This window comes from Deltaproteobacteria bacterium, assembly GCA_029860075.1.
Classification (GTDB): domain Bacteria; phylum Desulfobacterota; class JADFVX01; order JADFVX01; family JADFVX01; genus JAOUBX01.
In genome coordinates this window covers 14,855-29,693 of the sequence record JAOUBX010000058.1, presented here as the reverse complement: position 1 = coordinate 29,693, position 14,839 = coordinate 14,855, and the positions used below count along the sequence as shown (strand labels likewise).

Sequence of the window (14,839 nt, the reverse complement as noted above, 5' to 3'; positions counted from 1 at the left end):
TAAGAAAAAGGTAACACCCATAGGGAAGCAGTCAAATTAGAGAGACTATCACCTGTATTCAAGAAGGGAAGGTTTGGAGTCTTTTTCCCGCGTAAGCGGTTGAGTTCAACAAGTTAGTCTAAAGTTTTTATCCAATTTAACAGTCAAAATATTTTTTGTAAATAATATTGATAAATTCATTTGATTTTCATCATATAATCAACATGTTCTTTTACGCATATCTACAAAAAAATGTACTTATGAAGTTTTATTTATATCATTCAGTAAGAGAAGAGAGGTCAGCCCTTAACAGGTTGTCCTGGAACAGTTTATCGTGCTCCTGCTGCTCTTCCTTAAAAACCCGGCCAAGCCGTATAAGTGTCTTCACAAAATCATTTCTACCAAACAAGGTTAGAAAATTATTTCTAAGTTACTAAAAAAGGCCCATCATCCGATTATCGGATGATGGGCCTTTAAAATTCTCGCTTTCTTTTCCCCCACGATTTCCCCCGTTAGAGATTGAAACTATTTATTGTTTATAAAAAAAGGTGTTTCACTTCTGATTATTTGTAGCTATAAATTTTCTGAATAAATCAGCCTTACAAGGTTCATCGGTATATTTCAGGTAATTGGGGACAGCTATCCCTGACTACTCCCCGTCATCAACTTCGGTGGATTCCTTATACGCTTTATTAAAGGCTTGGGCCAATGTTTTCGCCTGTGCGAAAAGTGCGTCCCTCGCTGCGGCGGGAAGTTGATTAAGATTAGCTACGAGTTCATTTATCTCGGTGGGTGTGAGGTCTTTGACTGTCTCCTCAGCGTTCTCCGCTGGTTTTTGCTTAATATATTTCTCGCCCTTTCCGGTTAGGAGCCAGTTCAGGTTGATTACTGTCTTGCCAGCTATCAATTCAAGCTTTTCGCCACTTGGCAAACTACCTGTGTTGATCCAGCTCCCTACAAAGGAGGGATCAATGCCCAGAGCCTTTGCAAAATGGCTTTTCTTACCGGCATATAGCTCGTCTATAGCTATTTGAAGTCTTTCTCCGAAAGGTGTACTTTTAAACTTTTCCATAATAAATTGTAGAAATCAACAAATTAAGTCTTGACATTGTAGCGAGCTACAATTATGATTTATCCCGGATACACATTTTCACCACTCAAAATCAGTCTGAAATGGAAATAGGGATAGTTGGGGCCAGTGACTCTTTAAATTGAAACGCCTATTGGATTGCCTGATCTAAAAGGCCGCCGGTCCCAATTACTTCCTTTCTGCATAAGCTCTTAATCATTCAATTGCGGTGGAACGATGATAGTCAAAAAATATTTGCCCACCATCCGGGCGCTCGATCATGAAATAAGCGCTATGCCCAAGAGCCCTCTCCGCCGCGAGGTACAAATAGCGATTTGCACCATACTGGACTTTTTTCTGATAATCCAGGAATCTGAAAACTTGAGGCCAAAGAAGGAAGGGAAATAGAAAAACCTCTCTTCCCGGCCCAAGCAAAAGGGGTCCCGATAAAACTGATACCGTTGGCGCGGAGTATGTGGAGGCGGGGCCTCTTTTTTTATTCAAACTAATTTCGAATCATATAACATCAAAAGCGATGATGCAAGCTGTCAATTTTGAAGTAAAGCGACAAAGAATCTTTTTTTAGCCGCTCCGCGGGAAGGACTAAAAGATTATTCTTACCACGGATAAAGCCGGAAATTACGGAAAAGGTCAAGGAATGGTTTCGCGCAGAGGCGCAGGGACGCAGAGGAAGGGCAAAAACTTTTTTTTGGCCGCTATGCGGGAAGGACTAAAAGATTATTCTTACCACGGATAAAACCGGAAATTACGGGAAAAGGTCAAGGAATGGTTTCGCGCAGAGGCGCAGGGACGCAGAGGAAGGGCAAAAACTTTTTTTTTGGCCGCTACGCGGGAAGGGCTAAAAGATTATTCTTACCACGGATAAAACCGGAAATTACGGAAAAAGGTAAAAATAAGGGCAAGGAATGGTTTCGCGCAGAATAGTTTATGCCCTGCGGGTACAGAGACGCAGAGAAAGGGCTTTTCGTCACAGCGACCGCAAGGCATAAAAGCGCGCAGGGAACACAGAGGAAGAGCAAAAGCTTTTTTAGCCGCTCCGCGGGAAGGACTAAAAGATTATTCTTACCACGGAAAAAACCGGAAATTAGGGAAAAAGACAGAAATAAGGGCAATGAATGGTTTCGCGCAGAGGCGCAGAGTAAGGGCAAAAACTTTTTTGGGGCCGCTTCACCCCAAGAGTACTTTGTCACTGCGTTCGGGCGCGCGGGAAGGGCTGAAAGATAATTTCAATGACGGTCAAACTAAATACTGACAATTATATTATTGAGGGAGGGGTAACAATGAAGAGGATAAACCCACTTTTTAATGAAGAGGATGATCCCATCGATGCTTTGCAGAGAGTTAGTTTTATTTTGAGCTTTTTGCGGGAATTTCAAGCCTGCAATTCGGGGGAGGTGGCTTTTAGCAGGCAAAGCAGGGAAGGGTTGATATTTCTTGTCAGTTTACTGGAGGATACGACTATCCAGGTTTCTGAAGCGCTTTTGAATAAGGGGAAAGAGAGTTAAGGTTCGATTTAAAAGCTTTCATATGCCTTTCAGATGTCATAAAGCCGAAGTGCGGTGTATTGGGCAATATGATGAAAATCCCTGTCCTTGTGGAAAAGTGATGCGTCATGTTCACTTGTAATGGCTGATATTAAACAGTCAATGGTACTTCTGACAGTCTTTCCCTTGCGTCTGCATTTCTTGTAAATGATGGCGCTCTCTATGTATGTTTCAATGCTTTTAGGGCGAAGAATGGGAAAATCGATGAGGTAATTTTTGGTTTTATTAAAAAGAGTATCCGACTTGATTCCTTGAAGGATTTCGGTAAGGGAGACTTCGGTAAGGGAGACTTCGGTAAGGCCTATGTCCTGTCCCGTTTCTATAAGCCTGTGCAGTTCATGACGATGCGCTGATTCAGCGCCTGTTAAGAAATCAATCCAGACGCTTGTATCAATGACAATCATACCCTGCTTTTCCTCATTTCATCGAGGTTTCCTTCCCACTCGATCTTACCTTCGATCTCCAGAATACCTTTCCGTCTTTCCCTTTTGATGAGTTCTTCCAGGGCATAGTTTACAAGCTCTTTTTTCGTTTTAAGCTTGGTAAGGCTTAAACCCTCTGCGACAAGGTCATCTGCAAGATCAATGTTTGTCCTTGACATTGCTTGTGCCTCCTTTTCGGTGTTTATGTGCATGATAACATGCGTTTGTGTGTATAGCAAGGGTTGCTTCTTTCAGAAAGTGTAGAATGGGTGCAATGCAACGAAACCCATCAAAAAATATCGATTAAGTGATGGGTTACACGACCTTTCACCCATCCTGCGAGCTGGATAAGCTCCTATGGACAAATGATTGGCCCTTGCGCCCACCTCCTGATATAATCTGCCTCACATACATTTATAATCAAGGATAAAAATGAAAGAAAAATGGATTGAAGTTTTAGTCAGGGTGCCTGAAGTGCTGGCGGAGATTGTAGAAAACCAGCTTACAGAACTCGGCTCTACGGGGAGTGTGGAAGACACGCTCGGTGAAAAAGGTGATCCTGTTCCTGCCAAACCACTCATTAAGGGTTATTTTTACGGAACTGATGAGACGACATTAGTGCAGGTAAAAGCCTTTAAAGGCTTTATTGCCTCTCTTGGTAATATCTTTCCTTCTTCAGAAATTGAAGAAGTCCAGGTGAGGGAAACCAGTGAAGATGAGTGGCAGGAGTGGAGACGTTTTTTTAAACCCACCCTTGTTTCCGACAGAATTGTTATCAAACCGACATGGGAAGCATACGAGAAAGCGGATAATCAGCTCATTGTCGAGATAGACCCCGGTATGGCCTTTGGTACGGGTTCCCATGAGAGCACGAGAATGTGTATCAGGCTGCTCGATGAAGTGATTAAAGGGGGTGAATCTGTTTTCGATGTGGGGACAGGTTCGGGCATTCTTGCCATAGCTGCAGCAAAGCTGGGAGCAGCTTCGGTATTCGGCATAGATAATCATGACGATTCAGTGCGGGTGGCCGGAGAGAATATTGGCTTAAATCATGTTGAGAATATTGTTACCGTATCAACCATAGCTCTGGAAGACGTTGAAGAGACATACAATATTGTTGTCGCTAATATTCTTGCTGAAGACTTGATTGATATGTGCTGTTCACTGGTGGGCAGGACCAGGGAAGGGGGAAGGATTATTCTTTCGGGTATACTGACGACAAAGGCCCGGATGGTAATCGATGCCTATGAAGGGGAGGGCGTTAAACTGGAAAAACAGTTGGAGGAAGGGGACTGGAGTGCCCTCATGTTTAGAAAATGAGTTGCCGTGTATTTGCAGGGAATATTAAAAAAATGAAAGCCGGCGCCGAGGTGAGGCTCACCGGTGAAGAGAGCAAGTATGTAGCCAGAGTCCTTCGCCTTAAGGAAGAAGACAGAGTTATCCTCTCCAGTTTAGACAGTCTGGAATATCATTGCATTATCAAGGCCATTGAAAAAAAGAGTGTTCTTCTTACCGTTGACAGCGTAGACGAGCCAAACCGTGAATCGCCGCTGGAAATTATTCTTTGCCAGGCCTTACCAAAGAGCAAAAAGATGGACCTCATCGTACAGAAAGCAACCGAGTTGGGTGTGAAAGGTTTTATTCCTTTTGTATCATCCCGTGCTATTTCCCGTCCTGACAGCAGGGAAGGGAGAGAAAAGATTAAAAGGTGGGAAAAGCTGGCCCTTGAAGCGGCAAGGCAATGTGGAAGGACCTTTATTCCACCCATCGATGAAGTGATATCCATAGATGAACTGTTTATCAAGCTTTCTCAAATAGATGATAAAGATGTATTAAAAATCATCCCCTGGGAGTCGGAAGATAAACAGGGACTAAAAGAACTTTCGGAAAAATCCTTCAAAAAAGCGTTCCTCCTCATCGGTCCAGAAGGGGGCTTCTCCCCGGAAGAAGTTGAGAAAGCAAAAAATGCCGGTTTTATCCCACTTACTCTTGGCAACAGGCTTTTAAGAACGGAAACGGCAGGTTTTGCGGTTATTTCAATGATGCAGTATATATGGGGGGATATGGGCTAGCTTCTTCTCCCTTTTTTCTTGCTCCTCCTTTGTTGTCATCTATAATCTAACTTATGACGAAAACTCATAAGTTGCAAACCTACCTGGCTATCTACCTTATTTCTACGGCGACCCTCACTTACGAAATAGGGCTGACACGACTTTTTTCCCTTTCCCAGGGATATCATTTTGCCTTTATGGTATTAAGTATTGCCCTTCTCGGGATTGGCGCCGGTGGTTCCATTCTTTTTCTCTGGAAAGGGAGTGAAAAGATGGAAACCTCTACTCTTCTTTCGGTTCTGGCCTCCCTTTTTGCCATCCTTTCCGTCCTCTCTTTTATCCTGTCAAACCATATCCTCTTCGATCCTGTTAAGGCCGCCTGGGACAAGGGTGAGTTTATAAAAATCTTTTATCAATATCTCATTCTCTCTCTCCCTTTTATTTTATCAGGCATGATCATATCGGCAGCTATCAGGGCTGAAAGCGCTAATGTACACCGTATATATTTTTCCGATCTCGCCGGTGCGGGAACGGGCTGCCTGGTTATTCTTGGGGTATTAAGTTTTTACGGTGGAGAAAGGGCTGTTATTATTTCTTCCCTGCTGGCACTTTCATCAGCTTTTCTTTTTATAAAGAGGTGGAGCATTAGGAATGCTTTGTTTCCCCTATTTTCATTATTAATCCTCTTGTCGATGATGTTTTCTCCCTATGATTTACTGGAACTTAAACTTTCGCCCTACAGGGAAATATCTTCCATACTTAAGTTTCCCGGTGCAAAACGTCTGGACAGAATATTTTCCCCGGCAGGGGAGATAGATATTGTCGAAAGCCCTGTTGTCAGAGCGGCGCCGGGAATCAGCCTCAATTACACTTCCCCTCTGCCCAAGCAGATGGGTTTTACGTTAAACGGGGGAGGGCTCATGACGGTAAGCGACAGGAAGGGTAATCTCTCCTTCCTCTCTCATCTTCCATCATCCTTACCTTACAAAATTGCCGAGGGAGGGCATGTATTTGTTGTCGATGCCGGCGGAGGGATGGAATTGCTGTCGGCACTTCAAAACGGGGCGTCCAGTGTAACAGGATCAGAAAACAGCAGTATAATCATTGAGGCAATGACAGGCTCTCTGGCGCCTTTCAGCGGTCATATTTACAAAGAAGCAAATATTATTTACGGACCGGCGAGAAATATCCTCAAAGGACTGGATCTCAAGTTCGATATTATACAGGTTCCCCTGACAGGTACACTGGGTTCATCCTCATCGGGAATTCTGGGGCTGCAGGAGGATTACAGGCTTACCGTTGAAGCGATCAAGGATTACATGCTTTACCTTAAGGATGATGGTATTCTGGCTTTTAGCCTCTACCTTCTCCCCCCGCCGAGACAGGAAGTTAAACTTTTTTCAACCATTGTGACTGCCCTGGAGGAAAGGGGGATCAGTCATGCCGATAACTCGATTGCAGCTGTTAGAAGCTGGGGAGTAATGACCATACTTGTGAAAAAAGGGGGGTTCCTGGAGGAGGACATTAAGGCAATTAAAAAATTCTCTCATGAGGAATCTTTTGATCTTGTCTGGTATGCAGGTATGAAAGAGGGGGAGGCTAATATGAATAATCGTTTTCATGAACCCCTCTACTACAGGCTTTTTGTGCAGATCTTTGATAAAGGATTGCGAGGGGACCTTTATAAAAACTATCTTTTTAATGTTGCTCCTGCAAGAGATGACAGGCCCTTTTTCGGCCACACCTTTAAAATGACGAGGATGAAGGAGACCTACGAAAGTGTCGGTAAAAAATGGGGTGTCCTCATTGAGGGAGGCTATCTATTACCCTGGATACTCATTCAATCCGCCATAGCGAGTTTTATTCTTATTGTGACGCCGCTCATATTTATGAAGAAGGGAAGAGAAAAAATACCTGGACTTTTTCCGCTTGCTCTTTATTTTGCCGCCATAGGGATCGCTTTTATGTTTGTCGAGATTGCCCTCATCCAGAGGCTGATTCCCGTACTTGGTGAAGGCGTCTATGCTATTTCAGCAGTACTCTTTTCCCTTCTCATTTCAACGGGGGTGGGAAGTTACCTGTCAGGGCGCTTTGAGATTATCAGGAAATATTCAGCAGGAATTATTCTTTTGCTGGCCTTGCTTGTTCTTTTCTATCTCTTTGTACTTCCAAAGGCGGTAGAAGTTATGGCTGTTTTTTCCCTGGGCGGCAAATATGTGATGACCTTTTTTCTGCTGGCACCGCTCGGTATTTTTATGGGAATTCCCTTTCCCACGGGCATGTGGCTTATTGGCAAAAGTGAGGAGAGACTCATTCCCTGGGCATGGTGCATAAACGGTTCCTTTTCCGTTATCAGTTCAGTCCTTGCCATGCTTATTGCCTTAAACTTCGGATTTAACAGCCTGCAGATCTTTGCTGCATTTTGTTATGCAATTGCTTGCCTGGCTTTAATTAGACTGAGAGGGCTTTTTTTGCTTTAATCGGTAATTGGCGAAAGAGCGATCTCTTGTACAATCACATCTCCCCTCCTTGATAAGGAGCACCCAAAGGGCATAAAGGGATTAAGGGGTGGTTGTTTAAGGGATTTTTTAATTCAGGGTCTAAACCCTGTCAACAACGGTTGCCATGATATTTTGCGGTCTTTACCAACCTTTAGAGAAGAACCACTTAATTTGGGATGTTCAGAGTTTGCCCTGCTACTTTTCAAAACGTCTCCCCCGCCAGACAATCCCCTGACTGTAATAGACAGCCATAGACCGGAAGAATATCCACCACCAGCCAAGCTCTCTCACAGGATTTAAAAAAGTGATAATCCGGGGCTGGTGAAAAACGGTGGCTTGCCGGAAGAAGACAATATGCATGAGCAAAAGGGATATGGCGGCAGGAAGGGAGAGGTTGCCTGTGAGCAGAGTGGAAAAGAATCCGTAGTAAGGAAGAAAGGTAATGAGTATGCCGCCGATTACGGGCAGGCCGAAGAGGACGGGATGGCGCTTCATCATGGGGTACATGTTTTTTGTAAAACCCTTAATGGTTTCCCTTGCTCCTTCATACATTCGTATTTGTATCATTTTTCCTGATCGGGCGCTTGTCTGCCTGAAACCGGCCCCCTTTACCTTATAACCAAGTCCCAGGTCATCAATGACCTCACTTTTCAGGGATTCAAAGGCGCCGCTGGCCTCAAGCGCTTTTCTGCTGATAAGGTTGAAACAGCCGCTTCCTGCGGCAAAACGGCGGCTTTTTGAAATAACGGTGAGGTACATTGGGTAAGCAGCGGTGGCGAGAAAGTAGAGCGTCGACATGAGGGTTGCTTCCAGAATACCTTTCGTCAAAAAGGTGGGGCCCAAAAACATCATGTCTGCTTTCTCGTGCAGCGTGTGGCTCATCGTTTTTGAGAGTAGTTGAGGATCGTAGATAACATCAGCATCGACAAAGAGGAACCACTCTCCCCCGGCCTCTTTTCTGCCTCTTTCCAGGGTATTGGGTTTGCCAAGCCAGCCCGGTGGCGGCTCTTCGCCTTTAATAACTTTCAGATGGGAAAATTTACGGGTAAGTTCTTCCAGTAAGGCCGGAGTGGCGTCAGTCGAGCCGTCATCGACAACGATCACTTCATAATCGGGATAATCCTGGCTGCAAAAGGAGGTGACTGCCTGATAGATGTATCGTTCCTCATTTCTTGCAGGAACGACAATGGAAACTTTTGGCGGTTTTTCCGGAAGCCGGGCAGTGTATTCTTCGAGGTTTGGGGCTATAAGGAGGTTGATGGTGAGGTTGATAAAAAAGATGATCCAGAGAATTGCTCCTGCCCAGAGGAAAAATTCGAGCATTATTTACCACCCTTTATCAGTTGCTTTGCCTTTTCGAGTTCTTCGGGCGTATTCATGTTGAAAAGGGAGAGGGCATGGGGATCGACTTTTTTTATCTCTTCTTCCCCTATATATCTGACACTTTCCCTATGAAGAGCATTAATAAAGCGGTTCAGGCTTCGTCCTCCCTTCTCCATGAATGAGAGCATTTTGTGGTAACAGTTTTTGCTGTACAGAGCGTGCAGGGGGTCGCCCTTACCTCCGATTTTAGGAAGGGCAACGTCGTATCCCTGTCCCTCCTCTACGATCAGCTCGATGACCTTCCTGTTAAGAAAGGGCATGTCGCAGGCGGCAACAAAGAGGTAATCAGAGGCAGTAATTTTAAAGGCCGTTAAAATTCCCACCATGGGGCCCATACCGGGAAAGAGGTCGCCCGATTCCTCGCAACCGACGTTGCCGAAAGACCCCGTTTTTTTTGAAATGGCAATAACCCTGGGAAATAGTTCCTTGAAGAGCTGTACACTCTTTTTTAGAAGTGGTGTGCCTTCCACATCGATGGCCGCCTTGGGTTGCCCCATGCGCCTGCTTTCCCCACCGGCAAGGACGATGCCTGTTACGTTGTCAAACATTGGGTCATGTTATGATGAATTTTTTGACACTGCTTATTTATGATTTTAAAAGAGAGATTAATCAGTGTTAATCATAAGGAATCAGTGTATATCTGTGTCTAATTATCTTTTGCAGGGTTAAAAAAAAGGCCTTACCGTTTCAAAAACTTCTCCTCCACAAAATCGGCTACCTTGCTTATGTCGTCAATATGTATCCAGGGAACGCCCAGGTCCGTTTCATCATCGGATACGACGGCAATGAGACTTTCATCTTTCCTGATAATAGTGGAGGAGTTCTCTTTCCTGAATACCCATATTTTGGGAACATCCGTCCACTTAAAACCTTCTGCCAATACAATGTCGACACTGTCGATGAAGCGATCCCTAATGAATTCAACCTGGGGTTCTTCCTCGTACTCACGGACCATGGAGACTGTTTTTCCCGACATGAGGATAACTGTTTCTGAGCCGGCCTCCTTATGTTTCCAGGAATCTTTCCCTTTTTTGTCGATGTTTACATTGTGGTGAGAATGTTTTATGGTGGCAATGCGATAGCCCCTTTTTTTCAGTTCCGGGATTATTTTGACGAGAAGTGTTGTTTTGCCGCTGTTTGATTTACCGATAAAGGTAACAATTGGGATTTTTTCTGCCATATCAGGGATGTTCCTCTACCCAGTAATCCCCCTCTGTGGTGATCTCTTTTTTCCAGATAGGAACCACCCTTTTCAGTTCATCAATGCATGACCTGCAGGCGTCGAAGGCCTCGGCCCTGTGCCTTGCTGCTGCAACAATGAGAACGATGTTGTCGCCGGGTCTCACATCTCCCACCCGATGGACGATGGATAGATCGATAATGTCGTAATTATCGAGAATTTCGTCTCTTAATTCTTTGAGCTTCTTTTCGGCCATGCCGTGATAATGCTCAAAGGAGATGATCTCGATGTCCCTGCCTTTGGAAATATCCCTTGCCGTGCCAAGAAAGGTAGCAACACCTCCAATGCTTTTAGAGCTTTTGAGAATGTTTTTTACCTCTTTATCAATGGAAAAATCTTCCTTTTGAATTCTTACCATATCATCCTCCCGAAAAAGGGGGGAGAAGTCCTACCTCATCCCCTTCGTTTAAACTGTCTTCTTTTCCTGCCATCTCCTGGTTGATGGATATAAAGATCTTTCTTGTTTCTATAATATCCTTGAGGGAAGGAAACTTGCCGCAGATCACCTGCATAAAGTCATTAATTTTTGTTCCCTCCTGCAAATCCATTTCCACTTCCGATGTTCCTGCAAGATCCTTGAGGTTTGCAAATAGTTTTATCGTTACCTTCACTTGTTTCCTCCCCTTATGTATGTGCCGCTTTTCCCTCCTCTTTTGGAAAGAAGGGCAGTCTCGCCGATGATCATATCCTTATCGGCGGCTTTACACATGTCGTAAATAGTGAGGGCTGCCGTCGATACGGCTGTTAATGCCTCCATTTCGACGCCTGTTTGCCCTTTGGTTTTTACCGTTGCCGAAATGTCTATTTTTCTAAGGCCTCTTTTGTCGGGAGACTCACTGATGTCAAAAGCGATGCTGACGCCTGTCAGCATAAGGGGGTGGCACATGGGAATAATATGAGATGTTTTTTTTGCTCCCATAATACCCGCTACCTGGGCAACGGCGAGAACGTCTCCTTTTTTTATATTGCCGCTTTCGATGAGAGCGAGGGTTTCGGGTTTCATGAAGATAGCGCCTGTTGCAACCGCTTCTCTGGTTGTTATACTCTTGTTCGATACATCGACCATTTTTGCGCGGCCCGATTCGTCAAAATGGGTGAGTTTTGTTTCAGACATATATCCTCGTTTGTTTATTTTGCGGATATTCAACTATATCAGAGAGGTTCCATGCAGTCAATAATGACGAAAGCGCTTCGATTTTCATTGTCATCGAGTAGCAGGTTGTTTAAAGTATTATTGATCGATGGAGGGGGCCATGCAAGATAAACTTTTGTTAATGATAGCGCTTATTCTCTTTTCCTGTGGCTGTGCTTCTGCATCGCCGCCGGAATACAAGGTGAGAAAGGGAACGCAAAAACCCTATAAGATAGACGGTAAATGGTACACGCCGGTTGCCTCCTCTTATGGTTTTGAAGAAACAGGCCTTGCTTCCTGGTATGGCCGGGACTTTCATGGCAAAAAGACTTCTAACGGGGAAGTCTACGATATGTATGCCATGACGGCAGCTCATAAAACCCTTCCTATGAATACTTATGTAAAAGTGACCCGCCTCGATGACGGCAGGGAAACGGTAGTCAGGATCAATGACAGAGGCCCCTTTGTAAGGGAGAGAATTATCGACCTTTCCTATAGCGCGGCCAAAGAGATCGGAATTGAAGATTTGGGGACGACGAGGGTAAAGATTGTTGCCCTTGGAAGTAAAAAAGGGGATCACCTGGTAAAGAGTGACTACCGTTCCGGAAGTTTTTTTGTGCAGGTGGGTGCTTTTACGGTGAGGGATAACGCCTTGAAGTTGAAGAGGGATCTCACAAAAGAATTCGGCAGCGCCCTTATTACGAACTTCCACCATGAAGGAAGGCGCTTCTACAGGGTGAGAATAGGGCCCCTCAATGGCTTTGCAAAGGCTGAAAAAATAATCAGGCTTGTGGCGGGGCGAGGGCTGGGAGCGCCATTTCTTGTGAGGGAGTAAGGAGTGAAGATAATTGTTACGGCAGACCTTCATTATGGCATTTCCCCCGGCCATGATAAAAGGACTCTGGAGTTCATTCGCCGTTTGTCTTCTCTTCTTCCCGCTGAGGCGATTGTCATCTGTGGTGATGTGGCGGAGACGGTCCATCTTTCAGTTCGGGACATGGGATTAAATCACAGGCGGCTTTTCGGGGAAATAAAAAAACTTCCCCTGGAGAAGATTGCCTTTTGTGCCGGAAGCCATGACATCTGGACCACGGGCTCGGATTCCGGATCGGGTGATTCCTGGGAAATCTATTCCAACACCCTGAAAAATGTTGCCAATGAATGTGGTGTTACTTATCTCGATGCGGAAAATCTCTACCTCGATAATCTGGCCGTTGTGGGGACAATGGGCCATTACGACTACTCGCTGGCAACGAAGGGTTTGACCGTTAACGGCATGGCGGTGAAAAATGCTCACTATGAGTCAAAAACGCCTCCAGGTCATTCTTCTCCCGTCTGGAATGATGCTAATTATATTCAATGGAAGTATGGAGATAAAGAGGCCTGCCAGATAATTTGCCAGGCTTTTGAAGAACGATATAAAGAGGCCCTTGAAAGGTGTGAGAACATTCTTGTTGCAACACACACGGTGCCCATTGTTGAAATGAACGGCCACCAGGAAAAGAAGAATGAAAAGTCAAACTTTCTCAATGCTTTTTCAGGCACGGCATTATTAGGGGAGAAGATTTTTAAATACAGGGATGCAAGTAAAAAAATAAAGGCTTTTTCAGGGCATACGCATTTTGCCGTCGGGCCACTGGTCAGGGGAGGCGTAGAGTTTACAAATATTGGTGGTGATTACGGTTCTCCCTCCTGCATTTTACTCGATTTTGTGGCCTTTTAATGAAGGCTTTTTCATTGACATGCTATGGTAAATAAAGGAAAATACCACCTATGCATTCATTAAGGAGGAACACATGTTTGGTATAGGGATGCCTGAACTGATCATCATCCTGGTGATTATTCTCATTATCTTCGGCGCAGGAAAGCTTCCTGAAATCGGAGAAGGTCTGGGACGGGGAATCAAAAGTTTCAAGAAGGCGACTTCGGGCGATGACGCTATCGATGTAACGCCTGAGAAAAAAGAAGAGGTTCAGGACGCTAAAAAAGAGACGGAAGAGAAAAAAGAAGAAGCCTGACAGTCCCTTTTTTAGTAGTTTTTTTCAAGCAGGTCTCTGGCGGAATCCTGCAGTTCATGGTGCAGGTATTTGCTGGAGCCGATGAGCTTGAGATCCTTATAATGCATGAAGTTTACAAGGCCCAGCGCAATTCCCGTGGGAGTAAAAGGATTTAAAAGAAGGGCCCTTTTTACCACATATCGTGAGAGCCACTTTTTCGATTCAAAAATCACCTTCAGTATTTCCGGTTTAATGGGCCTTTTCGAGGCTATTTTCAGAACGTCCCGTTCCGTAATTCTTGGATTTGAAAGCAGGTTTTTTATGACAATGGGATCTTCATCGTAGATGATGCGGTCCAGCGTATCCTTGTCGATTCCCTTGGCAAGACTCCTTTTTTCTCCCAACGTAATATCATGGGTTACCTGCCCTTCGACGAAATCAAATTCGCTGTATTTTTTTCCTTTTGGCGGCGGATTCATCAGCAGTCTCACTACATTGTCATAGCCCAGGGTTTTGGCAGCAACATATATATTGCTCATTTTTTCAAGGCCCAATACCTCTCTCATTTTCTCCATATCGATACAGTTATTCATTATTTCAACGTAAGGGCCTTTTTTTTCCGATGCCTTAGTGCAAAATTCATTAAGAATTTCAACAACCGTCTCCGCTTTAACGGCATTGAATCTCTCTGCCAGCGAGGCGCTTCTCATCTCCTTTTCACTAAGGCAAAGCAGCTCTGACACCATCTTTTCTCCGACTTTCACAATCTTTTCCCTGATGAGTTCTTCATTTTTACCGGAAAGGATAGCGTAGTGCCAGTTGCCTAATTTTTTTTCCCTGGCTATGCCGAGATCATTTTCAAGAAGAATCTTTTTTACATTTTCGAGGGAAATCCTTTCTTGCTGGGGGGGGCCTGGATCTTTCTTATGGGGATTGTCCGATCTGTCCCAGTCGACAATGCCGATCCTGCCTTCTTTTTTGAGAACACGCTTAACCTCCGAAAGAAAATCGGCAGGCGACTGGAGTTCATGAAAGATGAGGGAAAGAAGGATGAAATCGAGCGAATTATTATTAAGAGGAAAGTGGTTTTCTTCAGAGCGAAGGGGAATAATATTTTCAATATTCCAACGGTCAATTTTATTTCTCAGCACGTCAAGCACTTCTTCCGAGAGGTCACAGGCGAAGACGGCCCCCTCTTCACCAACGAGGGCCGCCAGCGGAACCGTGCAGTAACCTGTTCCACAACCCATATCGGCAACAGTCATCCCCTTGCCGATGGCAAACCATTTCAGCAGAGCATGGAGATCATAAAAGCTTTTCCTCTCTTCACTCTCCACTGCATCTTTGTTGGAAGGATTGAATTTGCGGGCCATTATTTCCCTTTTCTCTATTCCGGCTGCTTACCAGATTTATTCTACATGAAAATGGTATAATCTTCAAAGGCAGAGGCATTGAGCTTGCCTTGACAATGATAAATTAAGGGGATACTATTCATGTATA

Annotated in this window: 17 protein-coding genes and 1 pseudogene; 8 read left to right on the top strand and 10 right to left on the bottom strand. The window is 44.6% G+C overall.

Features of this window, described 5'->3' with window-relative positions:
• Positions 1–628 precede the first annotated feature (628 nt).
• A complete protein-coding gene (locus OEV42_15580) occupies positions 629–1,051 on the bottom strand; it encodes a helix-turn-helix domain-containing protein (protein ID MDH3975698.1) in 423 nt (140 codons plus the stop codon).
• Positions 1,052–1,285: 234 nt separating this feature from the next.
• Between OEV42_15580 and OEV42_15575 the strand changes: the two genes are divergently transcribed.
• Together OEV42_15575 and OEV42_15570 are read left to right on the top strand one after the other, a co-directional pair.
• On the top strand, positions 1,286–1,456 hold the full coding sequence (locus OEV42_15575; GenBank protein ID MDH3975697.1) for a hypothetical protein: 171 nt from the start codon (positions 1,286–1,288) through the stop codon (positions 1,454–1,456).
• A gap of 893 nt (positions 1,457–2,349) precedes the next feature.
• Positions 2,350–2,574 (top strand): hypothetical protein, encoded by a 225-nt coding sequence (locus OEV42_15570; GenBank protein MDH3975696.1) that lies wholly within the window; start codon positions 2,350–2,352, stop codon positions 2,572–2,574.
• 29 nt (positions 2,575–2,603) lie between these two features.
• Here OEV42_15570 and OEV42_15565 read toward each other — a convergent pair whose 3' ends face one another.
• Complete coding sequence (locus OEV42_15565) at positions 2,604–3,017, bottom strand: PIN domain nuclease (GenBank protein MDH3975695.1); 414 nt, start codon at positions 3,015–3,017, stop codon at positions 2,604–2,606.
• Positions 3,014–3,214 (bottom strand): type II toxin-antitoxin system VapB family antitoxin, encoded by a 201-nt coding sequence (locus OEV42_15560; GenBank protein MDH3975694.1) that lies wholly within the window; start codon positions 3,212–3,214, stop codon positions 3,014–3,016. The genes OEV42_15565 and OEV42_15560 overlap by 4 nt, the downstream gene beginning before the upstream one ends.
• 253 nt (positions 3,215–3,467) lie before the next feature.
• Here OEV42_15560 and prmA point away from each other — a divergent pair, with 253 nt between their 5' ends.
• Genes prmA through OEV42_15545 form a run of 3 tightly spaced genes read left to right on the top strand, consistent with a single transcriptional unit; the run spans position 3,468 to position 7,566 of the window.
• On the top strand, positions 3,468–4,355 hold the full coding sequence (gene prmA, locus OEV42_15555) for a 50S ribosomal protein L11 methyltransferase (protein ID MDH3975693.1): 888 nt from the start codon (positions 3,468–3,470) through the stop codon (positions 4,353–4,355).
• Positions 4,352–5,107 (top strand): 16S rRNA (uracil(1498)-N(3))-methyltransferase, encoded by a 756-nt coding sequence (locus OEV42_15550; GenBank protein ID MDH3975692.1) that lies wholly within the window; start codon positions 4,352–4,354, stop codon positions 5,105–5,107. The genes prmA and OEV42_15550 overlap by 4 nt, the downstream gene beginning before the upstream one ends.
• A gap of 53 nt (positions 5,108–5,160) precedes the next feature.
• Complete coding sequence (locus OEV42_15545; protein ID MDH3975691.1) at positions 5,161–7,566, top strand: hypothetical protein; 2,406 nt, start codon at positions 5,161–5,163, stop codon at positions 7,564–7,566.
• Positions 7,567–7,782: 216 nt separating this feature from the next.
• Here OEV42_15545 and OEV42_15540 read toward each other — a convergent pair whose 3' ends face one another.
• The 6 genes from OEV42_15540 to moaC form a co-directional block, all read right to left on the bottom strand.
• A complete protein-coding gene (locus tag OEV42_15540) occupies positions 7,783–8,910 on the bottom strand; it encodes a glycosyltransferase family 2 protein (protein ID MDH3975690.1) in 1,128 nt (375 codons plus the stop codon).
• Positions 8,910–9,518, bottom strand: coding sequence for a molybdenum cofactor guanylyltransferase (locus OEV42_15535; protein MDH3975689.1), 609 nt, complete (start codon positions 9,516–9,518; stop codon positions 8,910–8,912). The genes OEV42_15540 and OEV42_15535 overlap by 1 nt, the downstream gene beginning before the upstream one ends.
• 131 nt (positions 9,519–9,649) lie before the next feature.
• Positions 9,650–10,150, bottom strand: a complete 501-nt coding sequence (mobB, locus tag OEV42_15530) for a molybdopterin-guanine dinucleotide biosynthesis protein B (protein ID MDH3975688.1) — start codon at positions 10,148–10,150, stop codon at positions 9,650–9,652.
• A gap of 1 nt (position 10,151) precedes the next feature.
• On the bottom strand, positions 10,152–10,568 hold the full coding sequence (locus tag OEV42_15525; GenBank protein MDH3975687.1) for a molybdenum cofactor biosynthesis protein MoaE: 417 nt from the start codon (positions 10,566–10,568) through the stop codon (positions 10,152–10,154).
• Position 10,569: 1 nt separating this feature from the next.
• Entirely contained in the window at positions 10,570–10,821 is a 252-nt protein-coding gene (locus OEV42_15520) for a MoaD/ThiS family protein (protein MDH3975686.1), read from the bottom strand.
• Positions 10,818–11,324, bottom strand: a complete 507-nt coding sequence (moaC, locus tag OEV42_15515) for a cyclic pyranopterin monophosphate synthase MoaC (protein MDH3975685.1) — start codon at positions 11,322–11,324, stop codon at positions 10,818–10,820. The genes OEV42_15520 and moaC overlap by 4 nt, the downstream gene beginning before the upstream one ends.
• Before the next feature lie 289 nt (positions 11,325–11,613).
• Here moaC and OEV42_15510 point away from each other — a divergent pair.
• From OEV42_15510 to OEV42_15500, 3 genes and pseudogenes are all read left to right on the top strand, one after another.
• Positions 11,614–12,177 (top strand): annotated as a pseudogene (locus OEV42_15510) (septal ring lytic transglycosylase RlpA family protein).
• A 3-nt stretch (positions 12,178–12,180) separates the two neighbouring features.
• A complete protein-coding gene (locus OEV42_15505; GenBank protein MDH3975684.1) occupies positions 12,181–13,065 on the top strand; it encodes a metallophosphoesterase in 885 nt (294 codons plus the stop codon).
• A gap of 73 nt (positions 13,066–13,138) precedes the next feature.
• Positions 13,139–13,360 (top strand): twin-arginine translocase TatA/TatE family subunit, encoded by a 222-nt coding sequence (locus OEV42_15500; GenBank protein MDH3975683.1) that lies wholly within the window; start codon positions 13,139–13,141, stop codon positions 13,358–13,360.
• 11 nt (positions 13,361–13,371) lie between these two features.
• On the opposite strand, the gene OEV42_15495 is transcribed toward OEV42_15500, so the two are convergent.
• On the bottom strand, positions 13,372–14,712 hold the full coding sequence (locus OEV42_15495) for a class I SAM-dependent methyltransferase (protein ID MDH3975682.1): 1,341 nt from the start codon (positions 14,710–14,712) through the stop codon (positions 13,372–13,374).
• Positions 14,713–14,839 lie beyond the last annotated feature (127 nt).

What these genes read in the sequence shown, in the direction of transcription:
- OEV42_15580 (MDH3975698.1), bottom strand. Translation starts at nt 1,051, where the DNA reads ATGGAAAAGTTTAAAAGTACACCTTTCGGAGAAAGACTTCAAATAGCT.
- OEV42_15575 (MDH3975697.1), top strand. Translation starts at nt 1,286, where the DNA reads ATGATAGTCAAAAAATATTTGCCCACCATCCGGGCGCTCGATCATGAA.
- OEV42_15570 (MDH3975696.1), top strand. Translation starts at nt 2,350, where the DNA reads ATGAAGAGGATAAACCCACTTTTTAATGAAGAGGATGATCCCATCGAT.
- OEV42_15565 (MDH3975695.1), bottom strand. Translation starts at nt 3,017, where the DNA reads ATGATTGTCATTGATACAAGCGTCTGGATTGATTTCTTAACAGGCGCT.
- OEV42_15560 (MDH3975694.1), bottom strand. Translation starts at nt 3,214, where the DNA reads ATGTCAAGGACAAACATTGATCTTGCAGATGACCTTGTCGCAGAGGGT.
- prmA (MDH3975693.1), top strand. Translation starts at nt 3,468, where the DNA reads ATGAAAGAAAAATGGATTGAAGTTTTAGTCAGGGTGCCTGAAGTGCTG.
- OEV42_15550 (MDH3975692.1), top strand. Translation starts at nt 4,352, where the DNA reads ATGAGTTGCCGTGTATTTGCAGGGAATATTAAAAAAATGAAAGCCGGC.
- OEV42_15545 (MDH3975691.1), top strand. Translation starts at nt 5,161, where the DNA reads ATGACGAAAACTCATAAGTTGCAAACCTACCTGGCTATCTACCTTATT.
- OEV42_15540 (MDH3975690.1), bottom strand. Translation starts at nt 8,910, where the DNA reads ATGCTCGAATTTTTCCTCTGGGCAGGAGCAATTCTCTGGATCATCTTT.
- OEV42_15535 (MDH3975689.1), bottom strand. Translation starts at nt 9,518, where the DNA reads ATGTTTGACAACGTAACAGGCATCGTCCTTGCCGGTGGGGAAAGCAGG.
- mobB (MDH3975688.1), bottom strand. Translation starts at nt 10,150, where the DNA reads ATGGCAGAAAAAATCCCAATTGTTACCTTTATCGGTAAATCAAACAGC.
- OEV42_15525 (MDH3975687.1), bottom strand. Translation starts at nt 10,568, where the DNA reads ATGGTAAGAATTCAAAAGGAAGATTTTTCCATTGATAAAGAGGTAAAA.
- moaC (MDH3975685.1), bottom strand. Translation starts at nt 11,324, where the DNA reads ATGTCTGAAACAAAACTCACCCATTTTGACGAATCGGGCCGCGCAAAA.
- OEV42_15500 (MDH3975683.1), top strand. Translation starts at nt 13,139, where the DNA reads ATGTTTGGTATAGGGATGCCTGAACTGATCATCATCCTGGTGATTATT.
- OEV42_15495 (MDH3975682.1), bottom strand. Translation starts at nt 14,712, where the DNA reads ATGGCCCGCAAATTCAATCCTTCCAACAAAGATGCAGTGGAGAGTGAA.